This window comes from Nevskia sp. (assembly GCF_051860985.1).
In the GTDB taxonomy this organism is placed as follows: domain Bacteria; phylum Pseudomonadota; class Gammaproteobacteria; order Nevskiales; family Nevskiaceae; genus Nevskia.
Genome location: NZ_JBIMKV010000022.1, coordinates 16,394 through 42,409, shown reverse-complemented (window position 1 = coordinate 42,409; position 26,016 = coordinate 16,394). Strand labels below are relative to the sequence as shown.

Here is a 26,016-nt window from a genome sequence, read left to right as displayed (position 1 = left end):
CGCGCCCGCCGCTGCCGGCGCTACAGCAGCGCGTCGAGCGCGGTGGTCAGCCGGGTGACGTCATCGCGGCTGTTGTAGTGCACCAGCGACAGCCGCAGCACGCCCCGGGCCGGCGACAGGCCCATCGCCTGCAGCAGCCGCACCGCATAGAAGTTGCCGGCGCCGGCCAGGATGCCGCGCGCCGCCAGCTGCGGAATCAGCAGCGCCGGTTCCACGCCGGTATCCAGCGCGAAGGTCGGCGCCCGCAGGTGCGCCTGCCGGGGGCCGAGCAGGCGCACGTCCGGGCGCGTGTCCAGCCAGTCGAGAAACGGCTGCATCAGCTCCTGATCGGCTTGGTGCAGCAGCGCCCGGACCCGCGCCTGCCGGCCGGCATCGGCCTGGCCGCCGTGGTGGCGGTCGAGGGCATCGAAGTACTCGGCAACACCGCGCGCCGCCGCCACCTGGGCATGGTCGGCACCGGCCGGCACCAGCCGCTTGCGGGGCTGATCGGCATTGAAGCCGTGGCCCTGGTTGGCCAGCTGCGCCGCCAGCGCCGGGCGCACCACCATCAACCCCTGATGCGGGCCGAAGGTCTTGTACAGCGAGAACAGGTAGATGTCGGCGCCAAGCGCGGTGACATCCGGCAGGCCGTGTGGCGCATACGACACGCCGTCGACCACGCTGATCACCCCGGCCGCGCGCAGCTGCGCGCAGATCGACGCCACCGGATTCAGGTGCGCCAGCAGGTTCGAGCAGTGCGGGAAGGCAACCAGCCGCGTGCGCGCGTTCAGCAGTGCTTTCAGCGCATCCGGATCAAGCAGGCCGCTGGCCGGGTCCACCTGCCACTCGCGCACGGTGACGCCGAACTCCGCCAGCCGCCGCCACGCGCCGCTGTTCGCCTCATGGTCCTGGTTGGTGACGATGATCTCGTCACCAGCCCGCAGCAGCGGCCGCACCGCCTGCGCCAGCACATAGGCGTTCTGCGAGCTCGACGGGCCGAAGTGCAGATGCTCCGCCGTCACCCCGAGGTACGGCGCCAGTGCTTCGTAGGCGGCATCCATCCACTCGCCAGCCTCCTGCGCCGCCGGATAGCGGTAATACGGCTGCACCTTGAGCCGCCGGTAGTACTCGCCCAGCCGGTCGATCACCGTGCCGGCGGTGTACGAACCGCCGGCGTTCTCGCAGAACACCGTGTCGCGCAGCGAGGGCTCGGAGAATGCGGGGAACTGGCTGCGGATGAAGGCGAGGTCGAGGGTGGGCATGGGGTAGCGGGCCGATGGAGATGCGCGATGTCCAGCGTTCTGGATCGCGCACTCAATGCTGATCGAAAACCCGGTCGGCTGCTGCGGTTTGAGTGTGCCGGTCAAATTTAGCTTGGCCCTTCCTCGCTCCTCTAGGTGCAGCGTTTCGCGCTATCGCGCGACTTACTTTCTTTGGCGCAAAGAAAGTAAGCAAAGAAACAGGTCCTCGGCATGCCGTCGGATCGCGAGAAGCAGAAGCGCGATCCGATGCCCTGCGCTTCTCGCGTCTGCCGGTGCCCGCGATGACGGGCCATCCATGGCCCGGCATCGCTTGATCGGCATCCATGCCGATCAGCACCGGCAGCCGCTGCGATGCTCGGCGTCATGCAGAGGGCCGGCATCAAAAGCCGAGACAACTGCCCACAGCCGAATCAAAAGCCGGAAGCCGCCGCCAGAGCGCTTTTGATTTTGCTGGTGCGGTTGCTTCGTCCGTTGCCGTTGCTGTTGCTGTTGCCGTTGCGTTTGACGTTGGCCCCCTTGAGCGCGCCGAGCATCGCAGGACCTGACGGATAGGGCCCCGCAGGGGGCGAGGCAGGAGCCGAAGCCTTTTCGCCGCGCCATGGATGGCGCGTCGAAAAGCCCCGGCAGGTCCGAGAAGCGCAGGGTGAGGGGGCGCACGCTTGGCGAGCATTGCTCGCCGCGAACCCGAACGCCCGACTGCGGCAGCAGTCGGGCCGAGGACAGCGGCTTTTCGCTGGGCGACGCAGCGATGGGGTCTGTTTTCTTTGGTTACTTTCTTTTGCGTCAAAAGAAAGTAACTCGCGCGATAGAGCGAAAGAGCAGCGATGCTGGCAGCCTAAGAAGACACAGGCATTTCGACAAATTGAGCCAGGCCCCTTTAATTCCACTGTTCCTGTATGTCGATGCCACCAGCGGTGATCTCGCTGCGCACACGGCCCCGGCCGTACCAGCCGTCGAGGCGCTGGCACCGATGGCCGAAGCCATCGCCTCAGCCGTCGACAGCGCAACCGCGCTCCGGCATTGCCGTGAATTCCTGGGCACGATCGGTATGCGCCATATCGAGACGCGCCCGACCTCGATCCACGCTAGGCTCAGTGCAGTGAACGCGAGGCCGCAGGAGTTTCCGACGCTGGCGCACGCCGCGCGGCATGCCGCCCTGTCGCCCAGCTGTTTCCAGCACAGACTGTGAGACGCAACCGGTGTTACCTTCCGTCGCTACCGGCAATTGCGGTGCATTGCACAGGAGCTGCGCTGCCTCGCGGTCGGCGGCAACCTCACCGATGCCGCGCTGGAAGTCGGATTTGCTACTTCCTCGCTCCTCAGCACGGCGTTCCGCGACCTGTTCGGCATGGCACCTTCACAGCTGGTCGCAGCCAATGTCAGGTTGGTGACGGAGCCGGAGCCGGACAGCGGATGAAAGTGGTGCGAGCCAGAATGTTAAGAGTCACGCGGTCCGAATTTCGACCGGCAGGTCATTAGCATCAGTAGGTTAGGTAAAAACCATACCCGCCGGACTTAATACAACTATTTTCTATCTGATTTGCAAGTAAATCAGGGGTAATCTGCTTCCGACTAAACGCCCAACGGACAATAGCTCTGAACAAGGGCTTTACTTCACTTTGAACAGGGCTCAGCGCCATATCTTTGATTATACGAAGCATTGAAAGCTCGGTTGATCCTTCATCTCGCCTTCTCCCCACAAGCATTGTGAATTTCGTTAGATCTCCACAATTGCGAAGTGCGTCCTCGTTAGTCGTACCTTTCAGAGCCGAAGAAATATATACCCAACGATTGTTGGGTCGCCAGACAGAGTTTTTCGGGAGGCCATCTGACTTAACTTCATCGCAATACTGTTGGAAAGCAAGAGAAATTTTTGCGTATTCAAGTGGAAATCGGAGTGGGGTGCCGGGTTCTGGAATAGCTTCATCTGGTTTACGAACTAAATCGGCGATCTCTTTCAGTCGCCCAGTCAGATAGTCTGTCTGTTGAATATGGCCTTCCTCCGAATTGAATACAACGCAATCAATTCGCAATATATCCGCTTGGGATTCAATTTCAGAGTAGAGAAGGTCAAGATTGGTTATGTAAACATCGTCTAGCGCGTTGTTCTTTTGCTGGAGAGATACGCCTCGCTCTGCAACTTTCAGCATCACTTCGGGCAAACGGAGTGGAAAGATACTATTCGATCGGAGATATTGAAAATCTACAGAGCATTGGAACATTGCTCCAGTTGCCAATCGGTCGAAACAATCGGCTATATAGTTTTCAAATCCAGTGTTACTAGAAAAATAGTTACCTATCTCCGTATAGAATTCGTCAAACGACTGAGTTGTAATTTCTTTCTCTCGCAAGCGCTCATTGGTGTAAGTAACAAGACCAGTGGTCCCAACGATTTCTTCTGGGGTTATGAAATCGGCGCTTATTGATTTCAAATAATTTTTTATAGTTGAAATATCTTTTTCCCAAGAGCCATATTTTATTTTTTGATCAACTATGTAGTATTGACGGTGGAATCCAAACTTTTCTCTCGGCGTAATTACTAAACGTTTTGACCCGGCGAGAAAGGCAAGAGCACAAGCGCTTGCGCATTCGCCCTTGTAAACAATTGTCGAAAGACCTTGGCTGTGAATTGTCTGACCAAGAAGAATGCCACCAAACAGGTCGCCGCCAGGGCTGTCCAAGTAGACATCCTTAATTTTTGGATTTGTTTTTATTAGATTATTGACAGCGATCGGTGTCTCACGTGATATTGCTCCTTCAATTAGAAGGGCTTCAGTAACATGATCTGTGCCGAAATGATCAAATCCTGAGGGGCGCAATAATTTTATCTCTCCTCCGAATATACTTTTACGCGTTTCGACTACGGAGTATGTGAAGCGCGTTCCGAAATAATTTTGATTGCTGGAGGCTGCCAATGTAGCCTCTGGCCTGCAAAAAAAAAGCAGTGCGGCAAAAATCGCCGCACTGCTGTTAAGGTATCGCTGCATTAACTTCTTCTCGAATTTTAACTCGTTAAGCCGTCGAATTCTTCGTAATCAATCCCAGCTCAAAGCCCCACCCGTCTGATACTCGGTCACACGGGTCTCGAAGAAGTTTTTCTCCTTCTTCAGATCCATGACCTCGCTCATCCACGGGAACGGGTTCTCGGCACCCGGATAAAGCTGCTTCAGGCCGATCTGCGAGCAGCGGCGGTTGCAGACGAACTTCAGGTACTCGTTGAACTGGCTGGCATTTAGGCCCAGCACGCCGCGCGGCATGGTGTCGTAGGCGTACTTGATTTCGAGTTCGGTGGCTTCGCGCAGCATCTGCGCGATTTCTTCCTGGAACGCGGCGGTCCACAGGTGCGGGTTTTCGATCTTGATCTGGTTGATCACGTCGATGCCGAAGTTCATGTGCATCGACTCGTCGCGCATGATGTACTGGATCTGTTCGGACACGCCGACCATCTTGTTGCGGCGGCCGAAGCTCAGCAGCTGCACGAAGCCGACATAGAAGAAGATGCCTTCGAAGACGACATAGAAGGCGATCAGATCGCGCAGCAGGCGCTGGTCGTTCTCCGGGGTGCCGGTGTGGAAGGTCTGGTCGGCCAGGCTCTGGGTGAACGGCAGGCTCCACGCGGCCTTGTCGTGGATCGACGGCACTTCGCGGTACATGTTGAACACTTCGGCTTCATCAAGGCCCAAGGATTCGATGCAGTACTGGTAAGCGTGCGTGTGGATCGCTTCCTCGAAGGCCTGGCGCAGCAGGTACTGGCGGCATTCCGGGTTGGTGAGGTGGCGATAGACAGCCAGCACCAGGTTGTTGGCAACCAGGCTGTCGGCGGTCGAGAAGAAGCCGAGCGAGCGCTTGATGATCATCCGCTCGTCTTCGGTCAGGCCGTTCGGGTCCTGCCAGAGCGCGATGTCGGCGCTCATGTTGATTTCCTGCGGCATCCAGTGGTTGTTGCAGGCGTCGAGATACTTCTTCCAGGCCCATTCGTACTTGAACGGCACCAGCTGGTTGAGGTCGGCGCGGCAGTTGATGATCTTCTTGTCGTCGACCTGGATGCGGCGGGCGCCGATGGTGATGTCTTCCAGGCCGGTGGCGCCGGATTCTGCCTTGGCCTGCGGCGGCGTCAGCTTGAATTCGCTGGCTTCCGGCACGCGCGGCGTGGCGCTCGGCGCCGGTGCGGCGTAGGCCGGGCGGGCAGTGGCGACCGGCGCACGCGGTGCGGCGAGGATCGGATCGACCATCGGCGGCACCGGCGGGGCGAGGGTGGGGGCTGCGGGGGCGTCGTCCCAGTCAAGCATGGTGGATCTCCGGATTTCTGAACGTTGAAAGATGGATATTTATACACCCGCCTCGCGGTTGCGGTGGGCAGGTGGCGGGGAATTCGTCAGCGGATTCGAGGGCGCAGCGGCCGCGTTGCGGACGCGCTGCACCGGCGGGCCACTATCGACAACAAGGCCCGGCCGGATGTTCGGCATCCGGCCGGGCGCGGCCTGTTCGGCCTGGGCCGTCCTTACTGGCACGCCTCGCAGTCCGGGTCGAGGATCGAGCAGACCTTCGGCGCCACCGGTTCGCTGGCCGCCGCCATCGAGGCCGGCTTCGCTGCTGCGGCAGCACCTGCGGCCGGCGCGGCGGCGGTCTTGCCGACCTGATTCAGGCGGCCGTCCTGGATGGTGGTCTTCTCGGCGTGCGTCGCGCCCAGGGTGCGCAGGTAGTACGTGGTCTTCAGGCCGCTCAGCCAGGCGTGGCGGTACAGCTCGTCCAGCTTCTTGCCGCTCGGTGCGGCCATGTACAGGTTCAGGCTCTGCGCCTGGTCGATCCACTTCTGGCGGCGGCTGCCGGCATCGACCAGCACCTTCGGGTCGATCTCGAACGCGGTCTTGTAGATCGCCTTGATGTCGGCCGGAATGCGGTCGATCTTCTGCACGCTGCCGTCGAAGTACTTGAGGTCGTGGACCATCACTTCGTCCCAGAGATCCAGCGCCTTCAGCTCGTTGGCGAGGTACTCGTTGACCACCGTGAAATCGCCCGACAGGTTCGATTTGACGTACAGGTTCTGGTAGACCGGCTCGATCGACTGCGACACGCCGGTGATGTTGGCGATGGTGGCGGTCGGCGCGATGGCCATGGTGTTCGAGTTGCGGATACCGGTCGTCTTGATCTGCAGCCGCAGGCCGTTCCAGTCGAACTGGCCGGACTCCTGCACGTCCTGCCGCAGGTACTGGCCACGGGCGTCGGCGAGCAGCTTGATCGAGTCCAGCGGCAGGATGCCCTGATCCCACAGCGAGCCCTTGAAGCTGGCGTAGGCGCCGCGCTCGACGGCCAGATCGGCCGAGGCCTTGATCGCGTAGTAGGCGATCGCTTCCATCGAGCGGTCGGCAAACTCGATCGCCTCTGCGGACTCGTACGGCAGGCGCAGCTTGAACAGCGCGTCGTTGAAGCCCATCACGCCGAGACCCACCGGGCGGTGGCGCAGGTTGGAGTTCCGCGCGGTGGCCACCGAGTAGTAGTTGTACTCGATGACGTTGTCGAGCATCCGCATCGCGGTGGTGATCGTCCGCTGCAGCTTCTCGACATCGAGCTTGCCGTCGACGATGTGCGCCGGCAGGTTCACCGAGCCGAGGTTGCAGACCGCGATTTCCTGGTTGGCCTTGGTGTTCAGCGTGATTTCGGTGCACAGGTTGGAGCTGTGCACGACGCCGACATGCTGCTGCGGGCTGCGCAGGTTGCACGGGTCCTTGAAGGTGATCCACGGGTGGCCGGTCTCGAACAGCATCGAGAGCATCTTGCGCCACAGGTTCAGTGCCGGAATGCGCTTGAAGTTCTTGATCCGGCCCTGGTCGGCCAGCGCTTCGTATTCGGCGTAGCGCTTTTCGAACGGCAGGCCGTACAGCTCGTGCAGGTCCGGCGTTTCTTCCGGGCTGAACAGCGTCCACTGGCCTTCTTCCATGACCCGCTTCAGGAACAGGTCCGGTACCCAGTTCGCGGTGTTCATGTCATGGGTACGGCGACGGTCGTCGCCGGTGTTCTTGCGCAGGTCGAGGAATTCCTCGATGTCGCGATGCCAGGTTTCCAGGTACGCGCAGACTGCGCCCTTGCGTTTGCCGCCCTGGTTCACGGCGACCGCCGTGTCGTTGGCCACCTTCAGGAACGGCACCACGCCGTTGGACTTGCCGTTGGTGCCCTTGATCCAGCCGCCCATGCCGCGCACCGGCGTCCAGTCATTGCCGAGGCCGCCGGCAAACTTCGACAGCATCGCGTTGTCGTGGATGGCGTTGAAGATGCCGTGCAGATCGTCCGGCACCTGGGTGAGGTAGCAGCTCGACAGCTGCGGACGCAGCGTGCCGGAGTTGAACAGCGTCGGCGTCGACGACATGAAGTCGAACGACGACATCAGCGTGTAGAACTCGATCGCGCGGGCTTCGCGGTCGATCTCGTTCATCGCCAGGCCCATCGCCACGCGCATGAAGAACGCCTGCGGCAGCTCGAAGCGGGTCTTGTTGCTGTGGATGAAGTAGCGGTCGTACAGCGTCTGCAGGCCCAGGTAGTCGAACTTGGCGTCACGCTCCGGCAGCAGCGCGCGGCCGAGCTGGTCCAGATCGAACAGGCACAGCTTGGAATCCACCAGCTCCAGCTCGGACGCCTTGTGGATGAATTCGCGGAAGTAGTCGGCGTAGATCGCCTTCATGTCCTCGAAGGTTGGCCGCGTCTCGGTCATGCCGAGGAAGCTCAGTGCCTCGTGGCGCATCGCGTCGCACAGCAGGCGGGCCGACACGTAGGTGTAGTTCGGCTCCTTCTCGATGCGGGCGCGGGCGGCCAGGGTCAGCGCCTGACTCAGCTCGGCTTCGGCAATGCCGTCGTAGAGATCGCGCAGCGCCGAGCCCAGCACCTCGCTGGCGTCGACGCCGCTCAGGCCGGCGCAGGCTTCCGTCACCACGCGCTGCAGGCGCGCCTGGTCGAGCGGCAGCAGGCGGCCATCGTCCATCTTCACGTGGAGCGCCGGCGTCTCGATCTGCACCGAACGGGCGGCGGTCTCGGCAGCGCGCGCGCGCGCCCGCTCTTCGCGATACAGCACGTAGTCGCGGGCCACCTTGTGCTCGCCGGCACGCATCAGGCCGAGTTCGACCTGATCCTGGATATCTTCAATATGCAGGGTGCCGCCGCTGGACAGGTGACGGGTCAGCGCGGCGACCACGGAAGCGGTCAGTTCGTTGACCCGATCGCGCACCCGGGCGCTGGCGGCCGCCTGGCCGCCCTCGACCGCGAGGAACGCCTTGGTCAGCGCGATGGCGATCTTGTTGGCGTCGAAGTTGGTGACCTTGCCGTTGCGGCGGATCACCTTGATCGCGCCCGGAGCGGTCGCGGCCAGTTCGGCGGCGCTGGCGGCCGGTGCGATTTTTTCGTTGCCGGCGTTGGGGTTGGGCGCGCGCGTCGGCGTCGCGGAAACGTTCTGGGTCTGCATGAGTTCGGATTCTCCCCGGGAAGAAGGGCGGCTGCGGCGGTGGGTCTTTGCGACCCGCCAATTATTGGTTTACCCAATATATAGGGGTTCAAACTTCGGTCAACCCCAACATGGTGTGTCCAAAGCTGTGCACAGCCATTGGCACCGGCGGTGGACAGGCTGTGGACAAGCCACTTAAGCCGCCGTCCTGATTGGGCTTATCGCAAGCCGCAACGGCCGCGCTGCGGGGCCGGATCCGCCGCTGCCGGCGCGGCCGCGCCCCAAGTCGGCGCAGCGAAGCCGACGAACGGTCGCTGGCGGCGGTGCAAACTATCAGCCCCGGCGAGGCCGGCCGCGGCGGGCGGGCGCCGGAGCGGTTCAGGTTCGACATGCGGCTGCCATCGGCCGGATCGAGAATGGCGCGGGATTTGCCTCGTACTCGAACTAGGCGGCGGTAAACCGCCGCAGGTCTGATCGAGGCTTCCGTTTGTGACCCCGTGCCGGAAACCCTGCCGGCAATGAATTATGACTACTAGCCCCCGGCCGGCACCGCTTCGCAAAATAGCGCCAGCCGGTCATAAACTTGCTGGCCCAACCCCCGATAAGCATTAGACAAGTTGCATATCCTTCCTCCGGTTTGCCCCGTATCCCAGGAATCGTTCCCATGACGCTGCTGCCTGTCCTTCTTGCCGGTGGTGCCGGCTCGCGCCTCTGGCCACTGTCGCGTGAGCAGTACCCGAAGCAGTTCCTCGCGCTGACCAACGCGCACAGCCTGTTGCAGAACACCGCGCTGCGCACCCAGACGCTCGCCAACGTGGCGCCGCCGCTGGCGATCTGCGCCGAATCGCACCGTTTCATCGTCGCCGAGCAGCTGCGCGCCGTGAACATGACCGGCGCCAAGGTGCTGCTGGAGCCGGAAGGCCGCAACACCGGTCCGGCCACCACCTGCGCCGCGCTGCTGGCTGCCGAGCTGTACGGCCCGGAAACGGTGCTGTTCGTGATGGCCGCCGATCACACGATTCCTGACGAGGCCGCGTTCGCGAAGGCTTCGGCGATCGCCGTCGAAGCCGCCAAGGCCGGCCACATCGTCAGCTTCGGCATCCAGCCGACGCACCCGGAAACCGGCTTCGGCTACATCAAGGCCGGCACGCCGCTGCCGGTCGACGGCGCCCGCCTGATCGCCGAGTTCGTCGAGAAGCCGCCGCTGGCCAAGGCCAAGGAATTCCTCGAGGTCGGCGGCTACTACTGGAACGGCGGCATGTTCCTGTTCCGCGCCGACGTCTTCCTGGCCGAAGTGCAGCGCCTGGAGCCGGAGATGTACGACGCCTGCGTTAGCTCGCTCGCCAACGGCCAGCGCGACGCCGACTTCGTGCGCCTGCACGGCCCGTCGTTCGGCAATGCCCGCAACGAGTCGATCGACTACGCGGTGATGGAAAAGACCGACAAGGCGGCGCTGGTCGTGCTCGATGCCGGCTGGGACGACGTCGGCTCCTGGAACTTCCTGGCCAAGCTGCCGCAGGTCGATGCGCGCGGCAACGTGGCCCGCGGCGATGTCATGGTCGAAGACTGCGACGGCACGCTGGTGCACGGCACCCATCGCCTGGTCACCGTGCTGGGCCTGAAGGACACCGTGGTGGTCGAAACCGTCGACGCGATCCTGGTCGCCTCGCGGGACCGCCTGCAGGACGTCAAGAAGGTCGTGCAGCGCCTGAAGGCGGCCAAGCGCACCGAGGCGCTGGCGCGGCCGCGCGTCTACCGGCCTTGGGGCTGGTACGAAACGATCTCGCTGTCCGACCGCTTCCAGGTCAAGCGGATCATGGTCAAGCCGGGCGAAAAGCTCAGCCTGCAGATGCACCACCACCGCGCCGAGCACTGGGTGGTCGTCAACGGTACCGCCCGGGTCACCAACGGCGAGAAGGTGTTCCTGCTCGGCGAAGACGAGTCGACCTATATCCCGCTCGGCCACACGCACCGTCTGGAAAACCCGGGCAAGGTGCCGCTGGAGCTGATCGAAGTGCAGTCCGGCAGCTACCTCGGCGAGGACGACATCGTCCGCTTCGAGGACGTCTACGGCCGCACGCCGGTGCCGGCCGGCATGCCGTAACCGCCTGCGGGCAGGCTCGACGCCGGGTGGCGCACCTCGATGCGAGGTGCGCCACCCGGCGTTTTTTATCTGCGGTTCTTCAGGCCCGCCGTGGTGATGCGACGGCCCTCGGCATCGATCACCGCTTCGCCATCTTCCTTGCTGAAGGCACCGCGCTGCGCGGCGGTCAGCAGGTCTAGCACCTTTTCCGACGGCCGGCACAGCGCCACGCCGAGCGGCGTCGACACGATCGGCCGGTTGATCAGGATCGGGTCGGCGAGCATCGCGTCGATCAGCTGGGCATCACTGAGACCCGGATCGTCGAGCCCCAGCGTGGCGTACGGCGTGCCCTTCTCGCGCAGGAAGCTACGCACCGGCTGGCCGCTGCGGGCGAACAGGTCGACCAGCGTCGCGCGGTCCGGCGGCGTCTTCAGGTATTCGATGACGGTCGGCTCGAGGCCGGCGTTGCGGATCATCGCCAGCGTGTTGCGCGAGGTGCCGCAGGCGGGGTTGTGCAGGATGGTGATGCTCATGTCGGAACCAGGTCGGGACGAGGGGAAGGCCACAGCCAGCCGCCGGCCAGGCCGCCGAGTGTGGCGCCCAGCAGCTGGGCGATGACGAAGCCGCCGACATCGGCGGGCGCGATGCCGGCGAAGCTGTCGGTCAGGCTGCGCGCGAGGGTGACGGCCGGGTTGGCGAAGCTGGTCGATGCGGTGAACCAGTACGCGCCGGTGATGTAGGCCGCGATCAGCAGCGGTGTCCACTGCGGGCGACTGGCGCGGCTGCCGAGCAGCGTCAGCACCAGGCCGAAGGTCGCCACCGTCTCGGCGATCCACAGCCCGGTGCCGTGGCGGAGCTGCTGGCCGGTCTGCAGCAGCGGCAGCGCGAACATCGCGTGGGCCAGCGCCACGCCGGCCACCGCGCCTGCAAGCTGCGCCGGCAGATAGGCCGCGAACCGGCGTGCCGGCAGCTCGCCGCGCAGCCAGCACAGCGCCGACACCGCCGGATTGAAGTGCGCGCCGGACAGCGGCCCGAAGATCACGATCAGCACCAGCAGGCCGCAGCCGGTGGCGAGGCTGTTGGCCAGCAGCGCCAGCGCCTGGTTCCCGCCGCTCAGCCGCTCGGCCATGATCCCGGAGCCGACCACCACCGCCAGCAGCAGGGCGCTGCCCAGCGCTTCGGCGATCACGGCCCGTGCCGCTGCTGGGCTGCACACCACGTCGGACTCAGCCGAAGCAGTTCGGTGCCGCCTTCGGCCCGCAGCTGCTGCGCGCGGCCGGTGCGGCCGTCGTCGCTGCGCCCACTTCGGCCGACGGCGTGCAGCTGCCGCCCTGGCGCAGCAGATCCGGCCCGGTGCCGCCGAACATCGGCACGCTGCCGAGCGTGTGGAAATTCTCCCAGGCGATGCCCTGCGGGTCCTGCAGCCAGGTCTTGTCGGAGCGCGCATAGCAGCAGGTGGCGCCGTGTTCGGCGACGCCCGCGAGGCCCGCTGCCGCGAAGCGCGTTTCGAGCGCGGCCAGTTCCTCGTCGGAGTCGACCTGCAATCCCAGATGGTTGATGCCGATCGTGCTGCCGCACTGCTGGTGCGAGATCGCGAAATTGATCCGCGGGTCGTCGAGCATCCATTTCGCGTAGCCCGGCTGGCTCACCGTCGGTGCGCTGCCGAACAGCTTGGAATAGAAGCCGATACTTTCATCGAGGTCCTTCACCGAAACATGGACGTGGAAGCGATTCATTTCAGTACTCCGGGGATGGGCAGGCAGTCAGGAAGACAGCAGGTGCAGCGGTCAGCAGCAGGAATCGGGCGTCGGGCAGCAGCCGGCTGCGTCGGCAGCGGCGCCGGTGTCGGCATTCGCTGGCGTACAGCCGGCGCTGTCGCCTCGGCAGCAGTTCTCGGTCAGGAAGGCCAGCAGCGCGCCCATGCGCGCGAAGTTGGCGGCGTAGATCACGTAACGGCCGTCCTGGCGCGGGATCACCAGCCCGGCGCGGTCGAGTTCCTTGAGATGGAACGACAGCGTCGCCGGTGCCACGCCCAGCGCATCGGCGATCCGCCCTGCCGACAAGCCGTCCGGGCCAGCCACCACCAGCGTGCGGAACACCGCCAGCCGGGTTTCCTGGGCCATGGCGGCCAGCGTTGTCACGGCATCCTTAATTTCCATGTTTCGACAATAATCGAAATATGGAAACTTGAGCAAGCGGTTGCCCGCCGTCGCCGATGTGCCAATCCGCCACCACCGCCGCCACTGCGGCTGCCGTTGGTACCCCCGCCAGCCGCGCCACAGCGCGTGATCGCCCGGCCTCGGTACAGTGCGGCATGCCCGCTCCACCGCTGCCGCCGCCGGCGTTCCATTTCATGCTCAAGCATGAAACGCGGGCGCTGGTGCGTCCGGTGCGGCCCAGCGACCTGCCGTACTTCGTGCGCGGCTTCGCGCAGCTGTCGGCGGAATCGCGGCACCTGCGTTTTTTCTCGCAGGCGTCGGAGCTGAGCCCGAAGCAGCTCAAGTTCATGACCGAGCCCGATCATCGCCAGCACGAGGCCTGGGGCGCGCTGGACCTGAAGGGACCGGAGCCGACCGGCATCGGCGTGGCCCGCTATGTGGCGATTCCGGAGCGGCCGGGCGTGGCCGAAGTGGCGCTGACCATCATCGACGCCTACCAGAACCACGGCGCCGGCACGCTGCTGCACGCCTGCCTGCACCTGACCGCGTCACGCCACGGCATCCACACGTTCTACTACGACGTGCTGTGGGAGAACTCGAAGTTCCTGCGCTACCTGCGCTCGATCGGTGCCCGGGTGACCGGCAGCGAAGCGAACGTCGCCAGCCTCGAACTGCCGGTCTACGCCGCGCCGCGCGAGGTGCCGCAGAACGACGGCACCTCGGTGCGCTTCGCCCGTCTGCTGCATGACGTGATGACGGCCACGCCGGTCGAGGCCTGAACGCCGGCTTCAGCCGGCAGCCGGGGTCTCGCGCAGCGCCGGCTTGCGGCTCAGGATCATCGACAGCACGATCGCCGGCAGGCCGAGCGCCGCCGTGTAGCAGAAGAACAGCGGGAAGCCAATCGCTTCGATGATCGCGCCGGAATAGCCGGCCAGCCACTTGCATGGCGCCGACCAGAACATGCCGAGCAGCGCGTACTGGGTGGCGGTGTAGGCCGGGCTCGGCAGCGCCGACAGGTAGACGACGAACGCGGTGCCGGCAATGCCGACGCCGATGTTGTCGAAGGCGATCGCAACGGCCAGCCCGGCGAGATCCGGCGGATGCGAGGCGATCCACGAGAAATACAGGTTCGCCAGGCTCACCGTGACCACGCCGACGGTCAGCGTCCGGCCTACGCCCCAGCGGGCGATCAGGCCGCCGGCAACGGCGACGCCGGCCATCGTCACCAGCACGCCGAAGATCTTCGAGATGCTGGCGATTTCCTTCAGGGTGAAGCCGAGCGACAGATAGAAGTTGTTGGCCATCACGCCCATCGTGAAGTCCGACAGCCGATAGACGACGATGAAGGCCAGCACCAGCACGCCGTGGCCCGGATGCAGGCGCCGGAACAGGTCCAGGAACGGGCAGACCACCGCGCCGATGAACCAGGCGCCGGACTCGCGCAGCCAGCGCGGCCAGCCGGACCGCTCGTGCAGGAAGGCCGTGACCCGGGCTTCATGCGCGAAGCCGCGGCGCGGATCGGCGGTCGGCTCGGTGATCAGGCAGGTGGTGATCAGGCCGGTGGCCATCAGTGCTGCCATCAGCAGGTAGGCGCTGCGCCAGCCGAACTCGGCCGCCGCGAACAATGCACCGGCACCGGCGGCGATCAACGCGATGCGATAGCCGATCTGGAAGGCGCCGGTCAGCGGGCCGGCGCGGTCGGCCGGCGTCGATTCGATGCGCCAGGCATCGAGGGCGATGTCCTGGGTCGCGGCCGCGAACGCCAGCAGGATCGCCAGCACGGCGACGTGGACCACGTCCTGGGCCGGATCGGCGAGCGCCATCTGGATCAGTGCCAGCACCACGGCGAGTTGCGACAGCAACATCCAGCTGCGCCGCCGGCCGAGGCGGCCGAGCAGCGGCAGCGGCAGGCGATCGACCAGCGGCGACCACAGATACTTGAACGAGAACGCCAGCCCGCACCAGGAAAAGAAGCCGATCGTCGCCCGCTTGACCCCGGCCTGGGTCAGCCAGGCCGACAGCGTGGAGAACACCAGCAGGAACGGCAGCCCGGACGAAAAGCCGAGTGCCAGCATCGCCTGCATCTTCGGGTCGGCATAGGCGCCGAGCCGGGCGCGCCAGCCGCCAGCCGCTGCGGTCACGGCGCGTAGTCCAGCACCACCGGCGCGTGATCCGAGAACTTCACGCCCTTGTAGACATGGGCATCGGTGATTCGCGCCGCCATCGACGGCGTCACCACCTGGTAGTCGATGCGCCAGCCGACGTTGTTGGCGTAGGCATTGCCGCGGTTCGACCACCAGCTGTAGGCCTCGCCTTCCAGCGTCGGATGCCGGTGGCGGAAGCCGTCGACGAAACCGACCTCGCCGAACAGCGCGTCGAGCCAGGCGCGCTCGTGGGGCAGGAAGCCGGAGTTCTTCTGGTTCGAGCGCCAGTTCTTGATATCGATGTTGCGGTGGGCGATGTTCCAGTCGCCGCATATCACGTAGTCGCGGCCGCTGGCTTTCCACTCGCGCAGGCGCGGCAGGAAGAAGGCCAGGAAGCGGTCCTTCGATTCCTGGCGTTCCGGCCCCGAGGAGCCGGACGGCAGGTACAGCGACACCACCGACAGATTGCCCTGGCGCACTTCCAGGTAGCGGCCCTCGTCGTCGAATTCCGGCTCGCCAAGGCTGTCGAGCACGGCGTCCGGCGCCTGCCGCGCGTATACCGCGACGCCCGAATAGCCCTTCTTGACCGCACTGCGGAAGTGCGACGAATAGCCGGCCGGATGGAACAGCGCCTCGCCCAGGTCCTCGATCTGCGCCTTGGTTTCCTGCACGCAGACGTAGTCGGCATCGACGGTGGCCAGCCAGTCGAAGAAACCCTTCTTGGCCGCCGAGCGGATGCCGTTGGTATTGATCGAGACGATGCGCATGGGGCGACGGGCGGCGGACGGGATCGGGGAGCAGCGAATGCTAGCGCAGCCGGCTGCGGAGGCTTCCGGCCCGTGTGCGAAAATCGCCGCGCCCGGCCGTCACCGGCCCCGTCCTGCCGATGGCCCGACCGCCTCCGCCCGCCCGACCGAATCCGATCCGCATGAAGCCGTATCAGACCACCTTCCTCGACCTCGCCCTGCAAGCCGAAGTGCTGAAGTTCGGCAGCTTCACGCTGAAATCCGGCCGCGTCAGTCCGTACTTCTTCAACCTCGGCCGGATTTCCTCCGGCGCAGCGCTGCGGGCGCTCGGCCGCGCCTACGCCGAGGCGCTGATCGCCCATGGCGTGGCGTTCGACCTGCTGTTCGGCCCGGCCTACAAGGGCATTCCGCTGGCGGCGGCGGTCAGCATCGCGTTTGCCGAACTGACCGGCCGCGACCTGCCGTTCGCCTACAACCGCAAGGAAGCCAAGGACCACGGCGAGGGCGGCGTGCTGGTCGGTGCCGACGTCAAGGGCGCCCGCGTGGTGGTGATCGACGACGTGCTGACCGCCGGCACTGCGCTGCGCCAGTCGCACGAATTGCTGATTGCGTCAGGTGCGCACCCGGTTTTGGCCATCACCGCCCTGGATCGTCAGGAAGTCGGCGCCAACGGCCGTTCGGCGGTGGCCGAACTGGTTGAAAAGACGGGCCTTCCGGTGATCTCGCTGGTCACGGTCCAGGACTTGCTCGGCTACCTGCATGAACAGGGCGGACGGACGGACATCGTGTCGGCAATCACCGACTACCAGCGGCGCTACGGCGTTGCCTGAAGGGCTGCGCTGGCGGCGGCGCGGCTTCGGCGGCGCGGCCCTGCTGCTGGGGCTGGCGCTGCCGCTGGTGGTCGATGCCCAATCCCGGCCCGTATCGCCGGGGCGCAAGGCGCCGGTGCAGTGCTGGACCGATGATCGCGGCCAGCGTGCCTGCGGCGATGTCGTGCCGCCTGCCGATGCCCGTCGCGAGCGGGCGCTGATCGATCCGCGCGGCGTCGTCACCCAGGTGCTGCCGGCGCAGAAATCGCCGGCCCAGGTCGAGGCCGAAGCCAAGCGCGCCCGCGAGGACGAGCAGCGCCAGGCCTATGACCGCTACCTGCTGCAGGCCTACCGCGATGTGCCGGCCATCGAGCGGGCGCGCGACGAGCGTCTGGCCGCGCTCGACGCTCGCCGGCAGCTGACCGAGAAGGCGATCGCCGACACCCGCGCCGCGCTCGCCGAGCTGCGTGGCCGCCAGCCGGCCTCGCCGGCCCACGGCGCGCAGCTGCAGGCACGCATCGACGAGTTCACCGCCGCCGAGGCCGATCAGCGCAAGGCGCTGAGCCGGCTGCACGACGAGCGGGCCCGCATCCACGGCGATTTCGATCGCGACATCGGCCGCTTCCGGGAGCTGCGCCAGGGCAGCGGCGGCTGAGGCGCGACGGCCTCCGGGCCCCGGTTCCAGCTGCGGCCGGAATCGCCGACAATGCCGGCCATTCCCTTGTTTTTGATGACGGTCCATGGCGGTCCAGCTCTACCTTGCTTCGCGCTCGCCGCGCCGCGCTGACTTCCTGTCAGCGCTCGGGCTGCGCCATGAACGGATCGACGGCGAGGTGCCCGAAGTGCCGCGCCCCGGCCAGGCGCCGGCCGATTACGCGCTGGAGACTGCCATTGCCAAGGCGCGCGCGGCGGCCGTCCACGCCCGACTGGACATTCCGGTGCTGGCGGCCGACACCGATGTCGCCATCGACGGCGACATTCTCGGCAAGCCGCGCGATGCCGACGACGCGGTGACGATGCTGCGCCGGTTGGCCGATCGCCGGCACCAGGTGGTCAGCGCGGTGGCGGTGCTGCACGGCAGCCGGCTGGAAACGGTGGTGACCCACACCGACGTGGTCTTCGGGCCGATCGACGAACGCGACGCCCGCGCCTATGCCGACAGCGGCGAGCCGCTCGACAAGGCCGGCGCCTACGGCATCCAGGGCTACGCCGCGCGCTGGGTGCGTGCGGTGCACGGCAGCTACACCAATATCGTCGGCCTGCCGCTGCTGGAAACCGCCGAGCTGCTGGCCCGCTTCGGCGTTTACGCCGACCGCCCGGTACAGCCATGAGCACCGAGATCCTGGTCAACATCGGCCCGCAGGAAACCCGCGTGGCGCTCGTTGAAGGCGGCGCGACGCAGGAAATCTACGTGCAGCGCGCCCAGCGCCACGGCCTGGTCGGCAACATCTACAAGGGTACGGTGGTGCGGGTGCTGCCCGGCATGCAGGCGGCGTTCGTCGACCTCGGCCTCGATCGCACCGCCTTCCTGCACGTGGCCGACATGGTCGGTGCCGACCAGAACGGCGCGCCGCTGCCGCCGGTGGAGCGGCTGCTGCACGAAGGCAAGGAAGTGCTGGTGCAGATCCTCAAGGACCCGATGGGCACCAAGGGCGCACGGCTGACCACCCTGCTGTCGATCCCGTCGCGCTATCTGGTGCTGATGCCGTTCGAGAAGCACGTCGGCGTGTCGGCGCGCATCGAGGACGATCACGAACGCGTGCGGCTGAAAGGCATTCTCGAAAAGATCGTGCCGGAGCTGTCGCCGAACTGGGGCGTCATCGCCCGCACGGCGGCCGAAAGCGCCGACGAGGAATCGCTGCGCGCCGATCTGGCCTTCCTGACCCGGCTCTGGGTCAGCGTCGACCAGCAGACCGCATTCGCCAAGCCCGGTCACCTGGTGCACGGCGACCTGCCGCTGTCGATGCGCGTGCTGCGCGACCTGCTCGGCACCCAGGTCGAACGGATCCGCATCGACAACGCCGAGGAAGCGCGCCGCGTGCAGCAGTTCGCCAAGGTCTTCGTGCCACAGGCGGCGGCACGCATCGAGGCCTACAACGGCCATGCGCCGATCTTCGACCTGTACGGCGTCGAGGACGAATTGAACCGGGCGCTGGAACGCAAGGTCGATCTGAAGTCGGGCGGTCATCTGGTGATCGACCAGACCGAGGCCATGACCACCATCGACGTCAACACCGGCGCCTTCACCGGCCATCGCAATCTCGAGGAAACCATCCTCAAGACCAACCTCGAGGCGGCTGGCGCGATTGCCCGCCAGCTGCGCCTGCGCAACCTCGGCGGCATCATCATCATCGACTTCATCGACATGAAGCTCGAGGAACACCGCACCCAGGTGCTGCGCACGCTGGAAAAGGAAATCTCCCGCGATTCGGCGCGCACCCACATCTATCCGTTCAGTCCGCTTGGCTTGGTCGAGATGACCCGCAAGCGCACCCGCGAAAGCCTCGGCCACATCCTCTGCGAACCGTGCCCGACCTGCGAAGGCCGCGGCGTGGTGAAGACCGTCGAGACGCTGTGCCACGAGATCGCCCGCGAAGTGCAGCGCGCCGCCCGCATGTACGAGCCGAAGGCGTTTCTGGTGCTGGCCGCCCCGAAGGTCATCGAGCGGCTGCAGGAAGAGCAGAGCGGCGGCCTGGCCGAACTGGAGGCCAGCCTGAAGCGGCCGATCAAGCTGCAGGCCGAATCGCACTACGGTCAGGAAACCTTCGACGTGGTGCCGGTGTGAGCCGACGCGCCCCGGGTGCCGGCGACGCGTGAAGCGGACGCGCAAGCGCTGGTGGACGCGACTGATCACGCTGCTGGCGGTGCTGACCGTCGCCGCCGCCTCGATCAGCGCCGTCTTCACCGTGCTGGTGGACGCCGTGCCCGGCTACCGCCTCGACCTGCAGGACGCCATCGGCCGCGCGGTCGGCCATCCGGTGCGGATCGGCACGATGGCGCTGACCTGGCGTGGGCCGAGGCCGACGCTGGACCTGCGCGACCTCGCCCTGCTCGATGACCATGGCCATGCGCTGCTCGACCTGCGCCGGCTGCGCCTGGGCCTGAGCCCGACCCGGCTGATCGCCGGCCCGCGCACGCCGGACCGGATCGAGATCGACGGCCTGCAGCTGGCGGCGAGCGTCGACGCCGACGGCCGGCTGCAGATCGACGGCATCGACCTCGACCGCACCGGCGACCGCTCGCTGGCCGACGAACTGGCCCGCTTTGCCGAGCTGCGCCTGCACGATGCCCGCCTGAACCTGCGCGACAGCCGCCTCGGCGACGCCGCGCCGCTGGCCTTCCGGCTCGAACACGCCCGCCTGCGCCACGGCCGGGCCGGCTACCGGATCGAAGCCCAGCTGCTGCCGCCGGAGACGCTGGCGCGCCGGCTGCGTTTCAGCGCCCGGCTCGAAGGCAGCCTCGCCGAGCGCGACAGCCTGCATGGCCAGTGGACGCTCGATGTCGAGGATTTTGCCGGCTGGCCGTGGCTCGCCGCCCGGCTCAAGCCCGGCGCGGTGCTGACGCTGGACGACGTGCAGCTGAAGGCCAGCGGCACCATCGACGCCGGCCGGCCGGCCGCCACCCGGCTGAACCTGCAGACCGGCGCGCTGGCGGCGCGGGTCGGCATGCAGCCGCTGGCGGCGCTGCGCGCGGTCGCGCTCGAGGCCACGCTGACGCCGCTCGACGGCGGCTGGCAGCTGGCGCTTCCCCGCGCCTCGATCACCGGTCCGCGCGGCCCCTGGGCGCTCGATGGCCTCAGCGTCCAGCAGGCCGCCGACGGCAGCCGCACGCTGATCGCGCCGCAGCTGCGGCTCGACGATCTGGCGCCATGGCTGGGCCTGCTGGCCGAGCTGCCGGCCAACCGCGCGCGGCTCGCCGACCTGCGTGGCGATCTGCAGGCGCTGCGCCTGAGCCTGGCGGCGCCTGCAGCCGATGGCGGGCCGGCGGCGCTGTCGCTGCAGGCGCGGCTGCTCGGCGTCGGCCTCGACAGCGATGCACAGCAGCCCGGCTTCGCCGGCCTCGACGGCGAGCTGCAGGCCAGCGCCGACGGCGGCACCGTCCGGCTGGCCGGCACGCCGCTGCAGCTGCACCTGCCGAAAGCCTTCGAACAGCCGCTGCCGCTCGATGAAGTGCGCGGCGAGCTGCGCTGGACGCGCAGCGGCGACGACTGGTGCATCGATGCGCCGGCACTGGCGCTGCGCCTCGGCAGCAGCAGCGCCGACGGCCTGCTGCAGCTGACGCTGCATCCGGCCGGGCAGGTGCCGGACCTGAAGCTCGACCTTGGGCTCAAGTCCGATGCGGTCGCCGCGCTGAAGCCGTACATGCCGCTCAACTGGGGGCCGAACAGCCGCGCCTGGCTGGAGCGGGCGATCCGGCAGGCGCGCGTCACCGGTGGGCGTCTGCTGATCGATGCGCCGCTGACGCCGCGCGATGCCGACAACCACCCGACCATCCCGTGGCGGCTGACGCTGGATGTCGACGACGCGGTGCTGGCCTTCGCGCCGGACTGGCCGGCCGCCGAGGGCATCGCCGCCCAGCTGGTGTTCCACGACCACGGCCTCGACATCGTCGGCCGGCAGGGCCGGATCAGCGGCCTCGCGGCCGGCCGGCTGGAAGCGCGGATCGCCGATTTCTCGGCTGCCGAACTGGTGCTGTCGGCCGACATCGCCGGTGACGCCAGCCAGCTCTACCGGCTGTTCCGCGAGTCGCCGCTGAAAGCCCGGCTCGGCGGGCTGATCGGCCGCACCGAGGCCAGCGGCCCGGTGCGCGGCGACCTGCGGCTGCGGATTCCGCTGAACAGTCCGCAGCCGCCGGTCGATGCCAGCGGCAGCCTGCAGGTCGAGGGCGTGACCCTGGCGGTGCGCGGCATGGCCGAGCCGCTGCGCGAGGTGCGCGGCGAGCTGGTCTACGGCAAGTCGATCGCCGCCGAAGCGATCAGCGCACGCCTCTACGACACCGCGCTGGCCGCGCGCATCGCCACCGAGCCAGGCAGCAGCGAGCCGGTGCTGAGCGGCGATTTCAGCCTGCAGCCGGGCCGCGACGACGGCCTGTCGGCGGTCTATGTGCCGGCCTGGCTGCGTGTCGGTCTGAGCGGCAGCACCGAGGCGCGGCTGCGGCTGCCGCTGGGAGGATCGGAAGCCGGCCGGCTGAGCCTGACCAGCGATCTGCAGGGCGTCACGTCGAGCCTGCCGGTGCCGCTGGCCAAGACCGCCGGTTCGGCGCTGCCGCTGCGGCTGGGTCTGTCCGGCGATGGCGGCAGCACGCGCCTGCAGGTGGCGGTGGCCGACGAGCTGAAGGTCGGCATCCGCTTCGCCGAAGGCGGCGAGGGCGGCAGCGGCCCGATTCGCGGCGTCGAAGCGCTGTTCGGCGCGGCGCTGCCGGAGCCGCGCGCCGATGCCGATGGCCTGGTCATCGGCGGCACGCCGGAACTGCTCGACCTGTCGGGCTGGCTCGGCGTGCTGTCGGCCGCAGGCGGCGATCGGCCGGGCGGGGCGGCCGCAGCGCCCGCGCTGCCGCTGGTGCGCGCCGATGTCAGCGCCGCCCGCACCAGCCTGCGCCGCTGGCAGTTCGGACCGATGCGGCTGCTGGCGCTGCCCGCAGCGGCCTCCGGCGGCGGCATTCGCGTGCGCACCGAGGGTGCGGCGACCGGCACCGTCGACTGGCAGCCCGACGACGGCGGCCGCGTGGTGGCGCGCTTCGAGCGGCTGGCGATCGAGGCGCTGCCGCCGCTGCCGCCGCTGCCGCCGTCGGAAGCCGGTGTCGCGCCGCCGGATTCGCCGTTCGATCCGACCCGTGCGCCGGTGTTCGATCTCGATGCCCAGCAGCTCAGCCTGGGCGATGTCGCGCTCGGCCACCTGCAGGTGGCGACCGCGCGCATCGCCGATGGCCAGCGCATCGACCGGCTGGCGCTGGACGGCGGCCGGCTGGTCGGCAGCGCGCATGGCAACTGGCTGCGCCAGGAGTCGGTGTCGAGCGCGGCGCTGGATTTCGACCTACGCGCCGATGCCATCGGCGACGTGCTGCGGGTGTTCGGCTACACGCCGAACCTCACGGCCGAGGATGCCCACTTCACCGGCAATGTGGTCTGGCCACGGGTGCCGGCCGGGCTGGAGCTGTCGCAGGCGACCGGCGACATCGCCATCCACCTCAAGCGCGGCGCGCTGAAGGCGGTGGAGCCGGGCGCGGGCCGGGTGCTGGGGCTGGTCAACCTGTACGCGCTGCCACGCAGGCTGCTGTTCGATTTCAAGGATGTGGTCGATGACGGCCTCGGCTTCGACACGCTCAAGGGCCGCTTCGCGCTGGCCGATGGCAATGCGGTGACCGACGATCTCGACATCAAGAGCCCGTCACTGAAGATCGAGATGCGCGGCCGCATCGGCCTGGCAGCGCGCGACTACGACCAGAAGGTCACCGTGTTCCCGGACATCTCGACCGGCGTCACGGTCGGCGCCACCTTGCTCGGCGGGCCGATCGCCGGCGGCATCCTGCTGGTCGCCCAGCAGCTGTTCGACAAGCCGTTCAACCAGCTCGGCAGCTTCAGCTACCGTGTCACCGGCAGCTGGGACGACCCGACCGTGCTGCAGGGCAGCGCCGAGAGCCCGCCGCCGCCCAACCCCGCCAGCAGGACCCTCAACACCGTGGATGCACGCAATGGCTGAGCCGGCGCTGATCAGCGCGATCCAGATGAATTCCACCGCCGACGTCGCCGCCAACCTGGCGACCGCCGGCCGTCTGCTGGCCGAGGCCCGTGCGGCCGGCGCGGTGCTGGCGGCGCTGCCGGAGAACTTCGCGATCATGGGCGCCCGCGACACCGACAAGCTGGCGCACGCCGAGCCGTATGGCCGCGGGCCGATCCAGGACTGGCTGGCCGCCACCGCGCAGCGGCTCGGGCTGTGGATCGTCGCCGGCACCGTGCCGGTGGCGGTCGACGGCGATCCGGGCCGGGTCTGGGCGGCGAGCCTTGTGTTCGACGACAGCGGCCAGCAGCACGCCCGCTACGACAAGATCCACCTGTTCGACGTCGACGTGCCGAGCGCCACCGGCGAGCGCTATCGGGAGTCGCGCACCATCGCCCACGGCGATCCGTCCGGCTTCGCGGTGGTCGACACGCCGGCCGGCCGGCTTGGCCTGTCGGTCTGCTACGACCTGCGCTTCCCGGAGCTGTACCGGCAGCTGGCGGGCATGGGCGCGGAAATCCTCTGCGTGCCGGCGGCGTTCACCGCCAGGACCGGCGAGGCGCACTGGGAAATCCTGCTGCGGGCCCGGGCGATCGAGAACCAGTGCTATGTGCTGGCGCCGGGTGAAACCGGCAGCCATGCCGGCGGCCGCCAGACCTGGGGCCATTCGATGATCGTCGGCCCCTGGGGCGAGCGGCTGGCCTGCCGCGAGGCCGGCGAAGGGCTGGCCACCGCCGCTGTCGACTTGGCCGCGCTACAGGCGCTGCGCGCCAGCTTCCCGAACCTGTCGCAGCGGCGCATCGGCGTCTGAGCGTCCGCTGCGCCCGCCGATCGCCGTCCGCGTTCACACTGCACCTCTTTCCTTTTCGTCTGCCGACATGACCACCGCCCTCGATCTTGCTTCCGCCACCCTGCTGGCACCCGCCGCGCTCGATGAAGGCGCGATCCAGCGCGTGCTGTCCGGCCTGATGAAGCCGGGCATCGATGCCGCCGATCTGTACTTCCAGAACTCGGTGTCGGAGTCCTGGTTCTTCGAGGACGGCATCGTCAAGTCAGGCGCCAATCACACCGAGCAGGGCGTCGGCGTGCGCGCGATCGGCGGCGAGAAGACCGGCTTCGCCTATTCCGACGAACTGAGCCTGCCGGCGCTGGTCGATGCCTCGGGCGCGGCGACGGCAATCGTCCGCCACGGCCAGACCGGCTCGCTCGGTCATGTCGTCCCGGCCTCGCGCCCGGCGCTGTACCCGGCGGCGAGCCCGCTCGACAGCTGGCCGACCGAGCAGAAGCTCGCGCTGCTGAAGCGCGCCGACGCAGCGGCCCGCGCGATCGACCCGCGCATCACCCAGGTGATGGTGTCGCTGGCCGCGACTCACGACATCGTGCTGGTCGCCGCCGCCGACGGCACCCTGGCTGCCGACGTCCGGCCGCTGGTGCGGATGAACGTCACCGTGATCGCAGAACACCAGGGCCGCCGCGAACAGGCCGGCAGCGGCGGCGGCGGACGCGGCAGCTACGGCGATTTCTTCGGCGGCGATGCCGCCGAGCGCTACGCCGCCGAAGCCGTGCGTCAAGCGCTGATGCTGCTGGAAGCCAGCCCGGCGCCGGCCGGCGCGATGACCGTGGTACTCGGCGCCGGCTGGCCCGGCATCCTGCTGCACGAGGCGGTTGGCCACGGACTGGAAGGCGATTTCAACCGCAAGGGCACTTCGGCGTACTCGAACCGCATCGGCCAGAAAGTGGCGAGCCCGCTGTGCACGATCGTCGATGACGGCACGCTTCCCGGCCGGCGCGGCAGCCTGACGCTCGACGACGAAGGCACGCCCACGCAGTGCACGACCCTGATCGAGAACGGCATCCTGCGCGGCTACCTGCAGGACAAGCTCAATGCCCGGCTGATGGGCATGGCCCCGACCGGCAACGGCCGCCGCGAATCGTTCTCGCATCTGCCGATGCCGCGCATGACCAACACCTACATGCTGCCTGGCCAGTCGGACCCGGCGGAGATCATCGCCTCGGTGAAGAAGGGCCTGTACGCCGTCAATTTCGCCGGTGGTCAGGTCGACATCACCAACGGCAACTTCAGCTTCTCGGCCAGCGAGGCCTACCTGATCGAGGACGGCAAGATCACCCGGCCGGTGAAGGGCGCGACCCTGATCGGCAACGGCCCGGAAGCGATGAGCCGGGTGTCGATGGTCGGCAACGACCTGAAGCTCGACACCGGCGTCGGCACCTGCGGCAAGGACGGCCAGAGCGTGCCGGTCGGCGTTGGCCAGCCGACGCTGAAGCTCGACAACATGACCGTCGGCGGCACCCAGGCCTGAGGTCCGCGCGATGAAACCAACCCCTTCCGCCATCGGCCCGGTCGCCGGCCGTCGCAAGGTCACGCGCAGCGTCGACAACGGCAGCGCGCCGGCCGGCGCCGGCCGTGGCACCGTCGTGCGGCTGAGCCGCATCGGCGTCGTGCAGGTGATCCGCCTGCCGGCCGAGCTGCGCTTCGAGGCCGAATCGGTGCGCCTGATCCGCGACGGCGACCGGCTGATCGTCGAGCCGGTCGGCAAGGCCGAGACCGCAACGCCGCTGCCGTTCGCGGCACCGGCGCCGGACAGTGGCCCGCGACCGCGCCGCCGCGCGCCCGAGGCCGATGCCCGCGTGCCCGGCCCGGTCGGCCCGAAGATCGGCCGCTGACATT

Annotated in this window: 22 protein-coding genes and 1 pseudogene; 12 read left to right on the top strand and 11 right to left on the bottom strand. The window is 67.3% G+C overall.

Annotated elements, in window-relative coordinates:
• Positions 1–20: 20 nt before the first annotated feature.
• Together ACTIGJ_RS17495 and ACTIGJ_RS17490 are read right to left on the bottom strand one after the other, a co-directional pair.
• Positions 21–1,241: an aminotransferase class V-fold PLP-dependent enzyme gene (locus ACTIGJ_RS17495; RefSeq protein ID WP_439641610.1), complete on the bottom strand. Its 1,221-nt coding sequence runs from the start codon at positions 1,239–1,241 to the stop codon at positions 21–23.
• Between the two features lie 410 nt (positions 1,242–1,651).
• Positions 1,652–1,774: a hypothetical protein gene (locus ACTIGJ_RS17490; RefSeq protein WP_439641609.1), complete on the bottom strand. Its 123-nt coding sequence runs from the start codon at positions 1,772–1,774 to the stop codon at positions 1,652–1,654.
• 65 nt (positions 1,775–1,839) lie between these two features.
• Between ACTIGJ_RS17490 and ACTIGJ_RS17485 the strand changes: the two genes are divergently transcribed.
• Positions 1,840–2,430: a hypothetical protein gene (locus ACTIGJ_RS17485; protein WP_439641608.1), complete on the top strand. Its 591-nt coding sequence runs from the start codon at positions 1,840–1,842 to the stop codon at positions 2,428–2,430.
• A gap of 15 nt (positions 2,431–2,445) precedes the next feature.
• A pseudogene (locus tag ACTIGJ_RS17480) lies at positions 2,446–2,658 on the top strand (helix-turn-helix domain-containing protein); the annotation flags it as partial.
• Between the two features lie 64 nt (positions 2,659–2,722).
• Here ACTIGJ_RS17480 and ACTIGJ_RS17475 read toward each other — a convergent pair.
• The 3 genes from ACTIGJ_RS17475 to ACTIGJ_RS17465 all read right to left on the bottom strand — a co-directional run bounded on the left by ACTIGJ_RS17475 (position 2,723) and on the right by ACTIGJ_RS17465 (position 8,691).
• Positions 2,723–4,228, bottom strand: coding sequence for a hypothetical protein (locus tag ACTIGJ_RS17475; RefSeq protein ID WP_439641607.1), 1,506 nt, complete (start codon positions 4,226–4,228; stop codon positions 2,723–2,725).
• A gap of 48 nt (positions 4,229–4,276) precedes the next feature.
• Complete coding sequence (locus ACTIGJ_RS17470; protein ID WP_439641621.1) at positions 4,277–5,473, bottom strand: ribonucleotide-diphosphate reductase subunit beta; 1,197 nt, start codon at positions 5,471–5,473, stop codon at positions 4,277–4,279.
• A gap of 269 nt (positions 5,474–5,742) precedes the next feature.
• Complete coding sequence (locus tag ACTIGJ_RS17465; protein ID WP_439641606.1) at positions 5,743–8,691, bottom strand: ribonucleoside-diphosphate reductase subunit alpha; 2,949 nt, start codon at positions 8,689–8,691, stop codon at positions 5,743–5,745.
• A 643-nt stretch (positions 8,692–9,334) separates the two neighbouring features.
• Between ACTIGJ_RS17465 and ACTIGJ_RS17460 the strand changes: the two genes are divergently transcribed.
• Positions 9,335–10,774, top strand: a complete 1,440-nt coding sequence (locus ACTIGJ_RS17460) for a mannose-1-phosphate guanylyltransferase/mannose-6-phosphate isomerase (protein ID WP_439641605.1) — start codon at positions 9,335–9,337, stop codon at positions 10,772–10,774.
• A gap of 65 nt (positions 10,775–10,839) precedes the next feature.
• On the opposite strand, the gene arsC is transcribed toward ACTIGJ_RS17460, so the two are convergent.
• Genes arsC through ACTIGJ_RS17440 form a run of 4 tightly spaced genes read right to left on the bottom strand, consistent with a single transcriptional unit; the run spans position 10,840 to position 12,912 of the window.
• Complete coding sequence (gene arsC / locus ACTIGJ_RS17455; RefSeq protein ID WP_439641604.1) at positions 10,840–11,286, bottom strand: arsenate reductase (glutaredoxin); 447 nt, start codon at positions 11,284–11,286, stop codon at positions 10,840–10,842.
• Positions 11,283–11,972 carry an aquaporin gene (locus ACTIGJ_RS17450; RefSeq protein ID WP_439641603.1) on the bottom strand — a complete coding sequence of 230 codons (690 nt, stop codon included), beginning with the start codon at positions 11,970–11,972 and terminating at the stop codon, positions 11,283–11,285. The genes arsC and ACTIGJ_RS17450 overlap by 4 nt, the downstream gene beginning before the upstream one ends.
• A gap of 7 nt (positions 11,973–11,979) precedes the next feature.
• Complete coding sequence (locus ACTIGJ_RS17445) at positions 11,980–12,489, bottom strand: ArsI/CadI family heavy metal resistance metalloenzyme (protein ID WP_439641602.1); 510 nt, start codon at positions 12,487–12,489, stop codon at positions 11,980–11,982.
• Between the two features lie 51 nt (positions 12,490–12,540).
• A complete protein-coding gene (locus tag ACTIGJ_RS17440; protein WP_439641601.1) occupies positions 12,541–12,912 on the bottom strand; it encodes an ArsR/SmtB family transcription factor in 372 nt (123 codons plus the stop codon).
• A 155-nt stretch (positions 12,913–13,067) separates the two neighbouring features.
• On the opposite strand from ACTIGJ_RS17440, the gene ACTIGJ_RS17435 reads away from it, so the two are divergent.
• Entirely contained in the window at positions 13,068–13,691 is a 624-nt protein-coding gene (locus ACTIGJ_RS17435; RefSeq protein WP_439641600.1) for a GNAT family N-acetyltransferase, read from the top strand.
• A 9-nt stretch (positions 13,692–13,700) separates the two neighbouring features.
• On the opposite strand, the gene ACTIGJ_RS17430 is transcribed toward ACTIGJ_RS17435, so the two are convergent.
• Positions 13,701–15,053, bottom strand: a complete 1,353-nt coding sequence (locus ACTIGJ_RS17430) for an AmpG family muropeptide MFS transporter (protein ID WP_439641599.1) — start codon at positions 15,051–15,053, stop codon at positions 13,701–13,703.
• On the bottom strand, positions 15,050–15,823 hold the full coding sequence (locus ACTIGJ_RS17425) for an exodeoxyribonuclease III (protein WP_439641598.1): 774 nt from the start codon (positions 15,821–15,823) through the stop codon (positions 15,050–15,052). Before ACTIGJ_RS17425 ends, ACTIGJ_RS17430 begins: the two co-directional genes overlap by 4 nt.
• A gap of 161 nt (positions 15,824–15,984) precedes the next feature.
• Between ACTIGJ_RS17425 and pyrE the strand changes: the two genes are divergently transcribed.
• The 8 genes from pyrE (at position 15,985) to ACTIGJ_RS17385 (ending at position 26,012) form a co-directional block, all read left to right on the top strand.
• A complete protein-coding gene (gene pyrE / locus ACTIGJ_RS17420; RefSeq protein WP_439641597.1) occupies positions 15,985–16,632 on the top strand; it encodes an orotate phosphoribosyltransferase in 648 nt (215 codons plus the stop codon).
• Positions 16,625–17,266 carry a hypothetical protein gene (locus ACTIGJ_RS17415; protein WP_439641596.1) on the top strand — a complete coding sequence of 214 codons (642 nt, stop codon included), beginning with the start codon at positions 16,625–16,627 and terminating at the stop codon, positions 17,264–17,266. Before pyrE ends, ACTIGJ_RS17415 begins: the two co-directional genes overlap by 8 nt.
• An 85-nt stretch (positions 17,267–17,351) precedes the next feature.
• A complete protein-coding gene (locus ACTIGJ_RS17410; RefSeq protein ID WP_439641595.1) occupies positions 17,352–17,942 on the top strand; it encodes a Maf family protein in 591 nt (196 codons plus the stop codon).
• On the top strand, positions 17,939–19,396 hold the full coding sequence (gene rng, locus ACTIGJ_RS17405; RefSeq protein WP_439641594.1) for a ribonuclease G: 1,458 nt from the start codon (positions 17,939–17,941) through the stop codon (positions 19,394–19,396). Before ACTIGJ_RS17410 ends, rng begins: the two co-directional genes overlap by 4 nt.
• 28 nt (positions 19,397–19,424) lie before the next feature.
• Positions 19,425–23,309 (top strand): YhdP family protein, encoded by a 3,885-nt coding sequence (locus tag ACTIGJ_RS17400; protein ID WP_439641593.1) that lies wholly within the window; start codon positions 19,425–19,427, stop codon positions 23,307–23,309.
• The gene (locus tag ACTIGJ_RS17395; protein ID WP_439641592.1) at positions 23,302–24,138 is read left to right on the top strand and encodes a carbon-nitrogen hydrolase family protein; all 837 of its coding nucleotides are present in this window, start codon (positions 23,302–23,304) and stop codon (positions 24,136–24,138) included. Before ACTIGJ_RS17400 ends, ACTIGJ_RS17395 begins: the two co-directional genes overlap by 8 nt.
• Before the next feature lie 67 nt (positions 24,139–24,205).
• On the top strand, positions 24,206–25,648 hold the full coding sequence (tldD, locus tag ACTIGJ_RS17390) for a metalloprotease TldD (protein ID WP_439641591.1): 1,443 nt from the start codon (positions 24,206–24,208) through the stop codon (positions 25,646–25,648).
• 10 nt (positions 25,649–25,658) lie between these two features.
• A complete protein-coding gene (locus ACTIGJ_RS17385; RefSeq protein WP_439641590.1) occupies positions 25,659–26,012 on the top strand; it encodes an antitoxin in 354 nt (117 codons plus the stop codon).
• Positions 26,013–26,016: the final 4 nt, after the last annotated feature.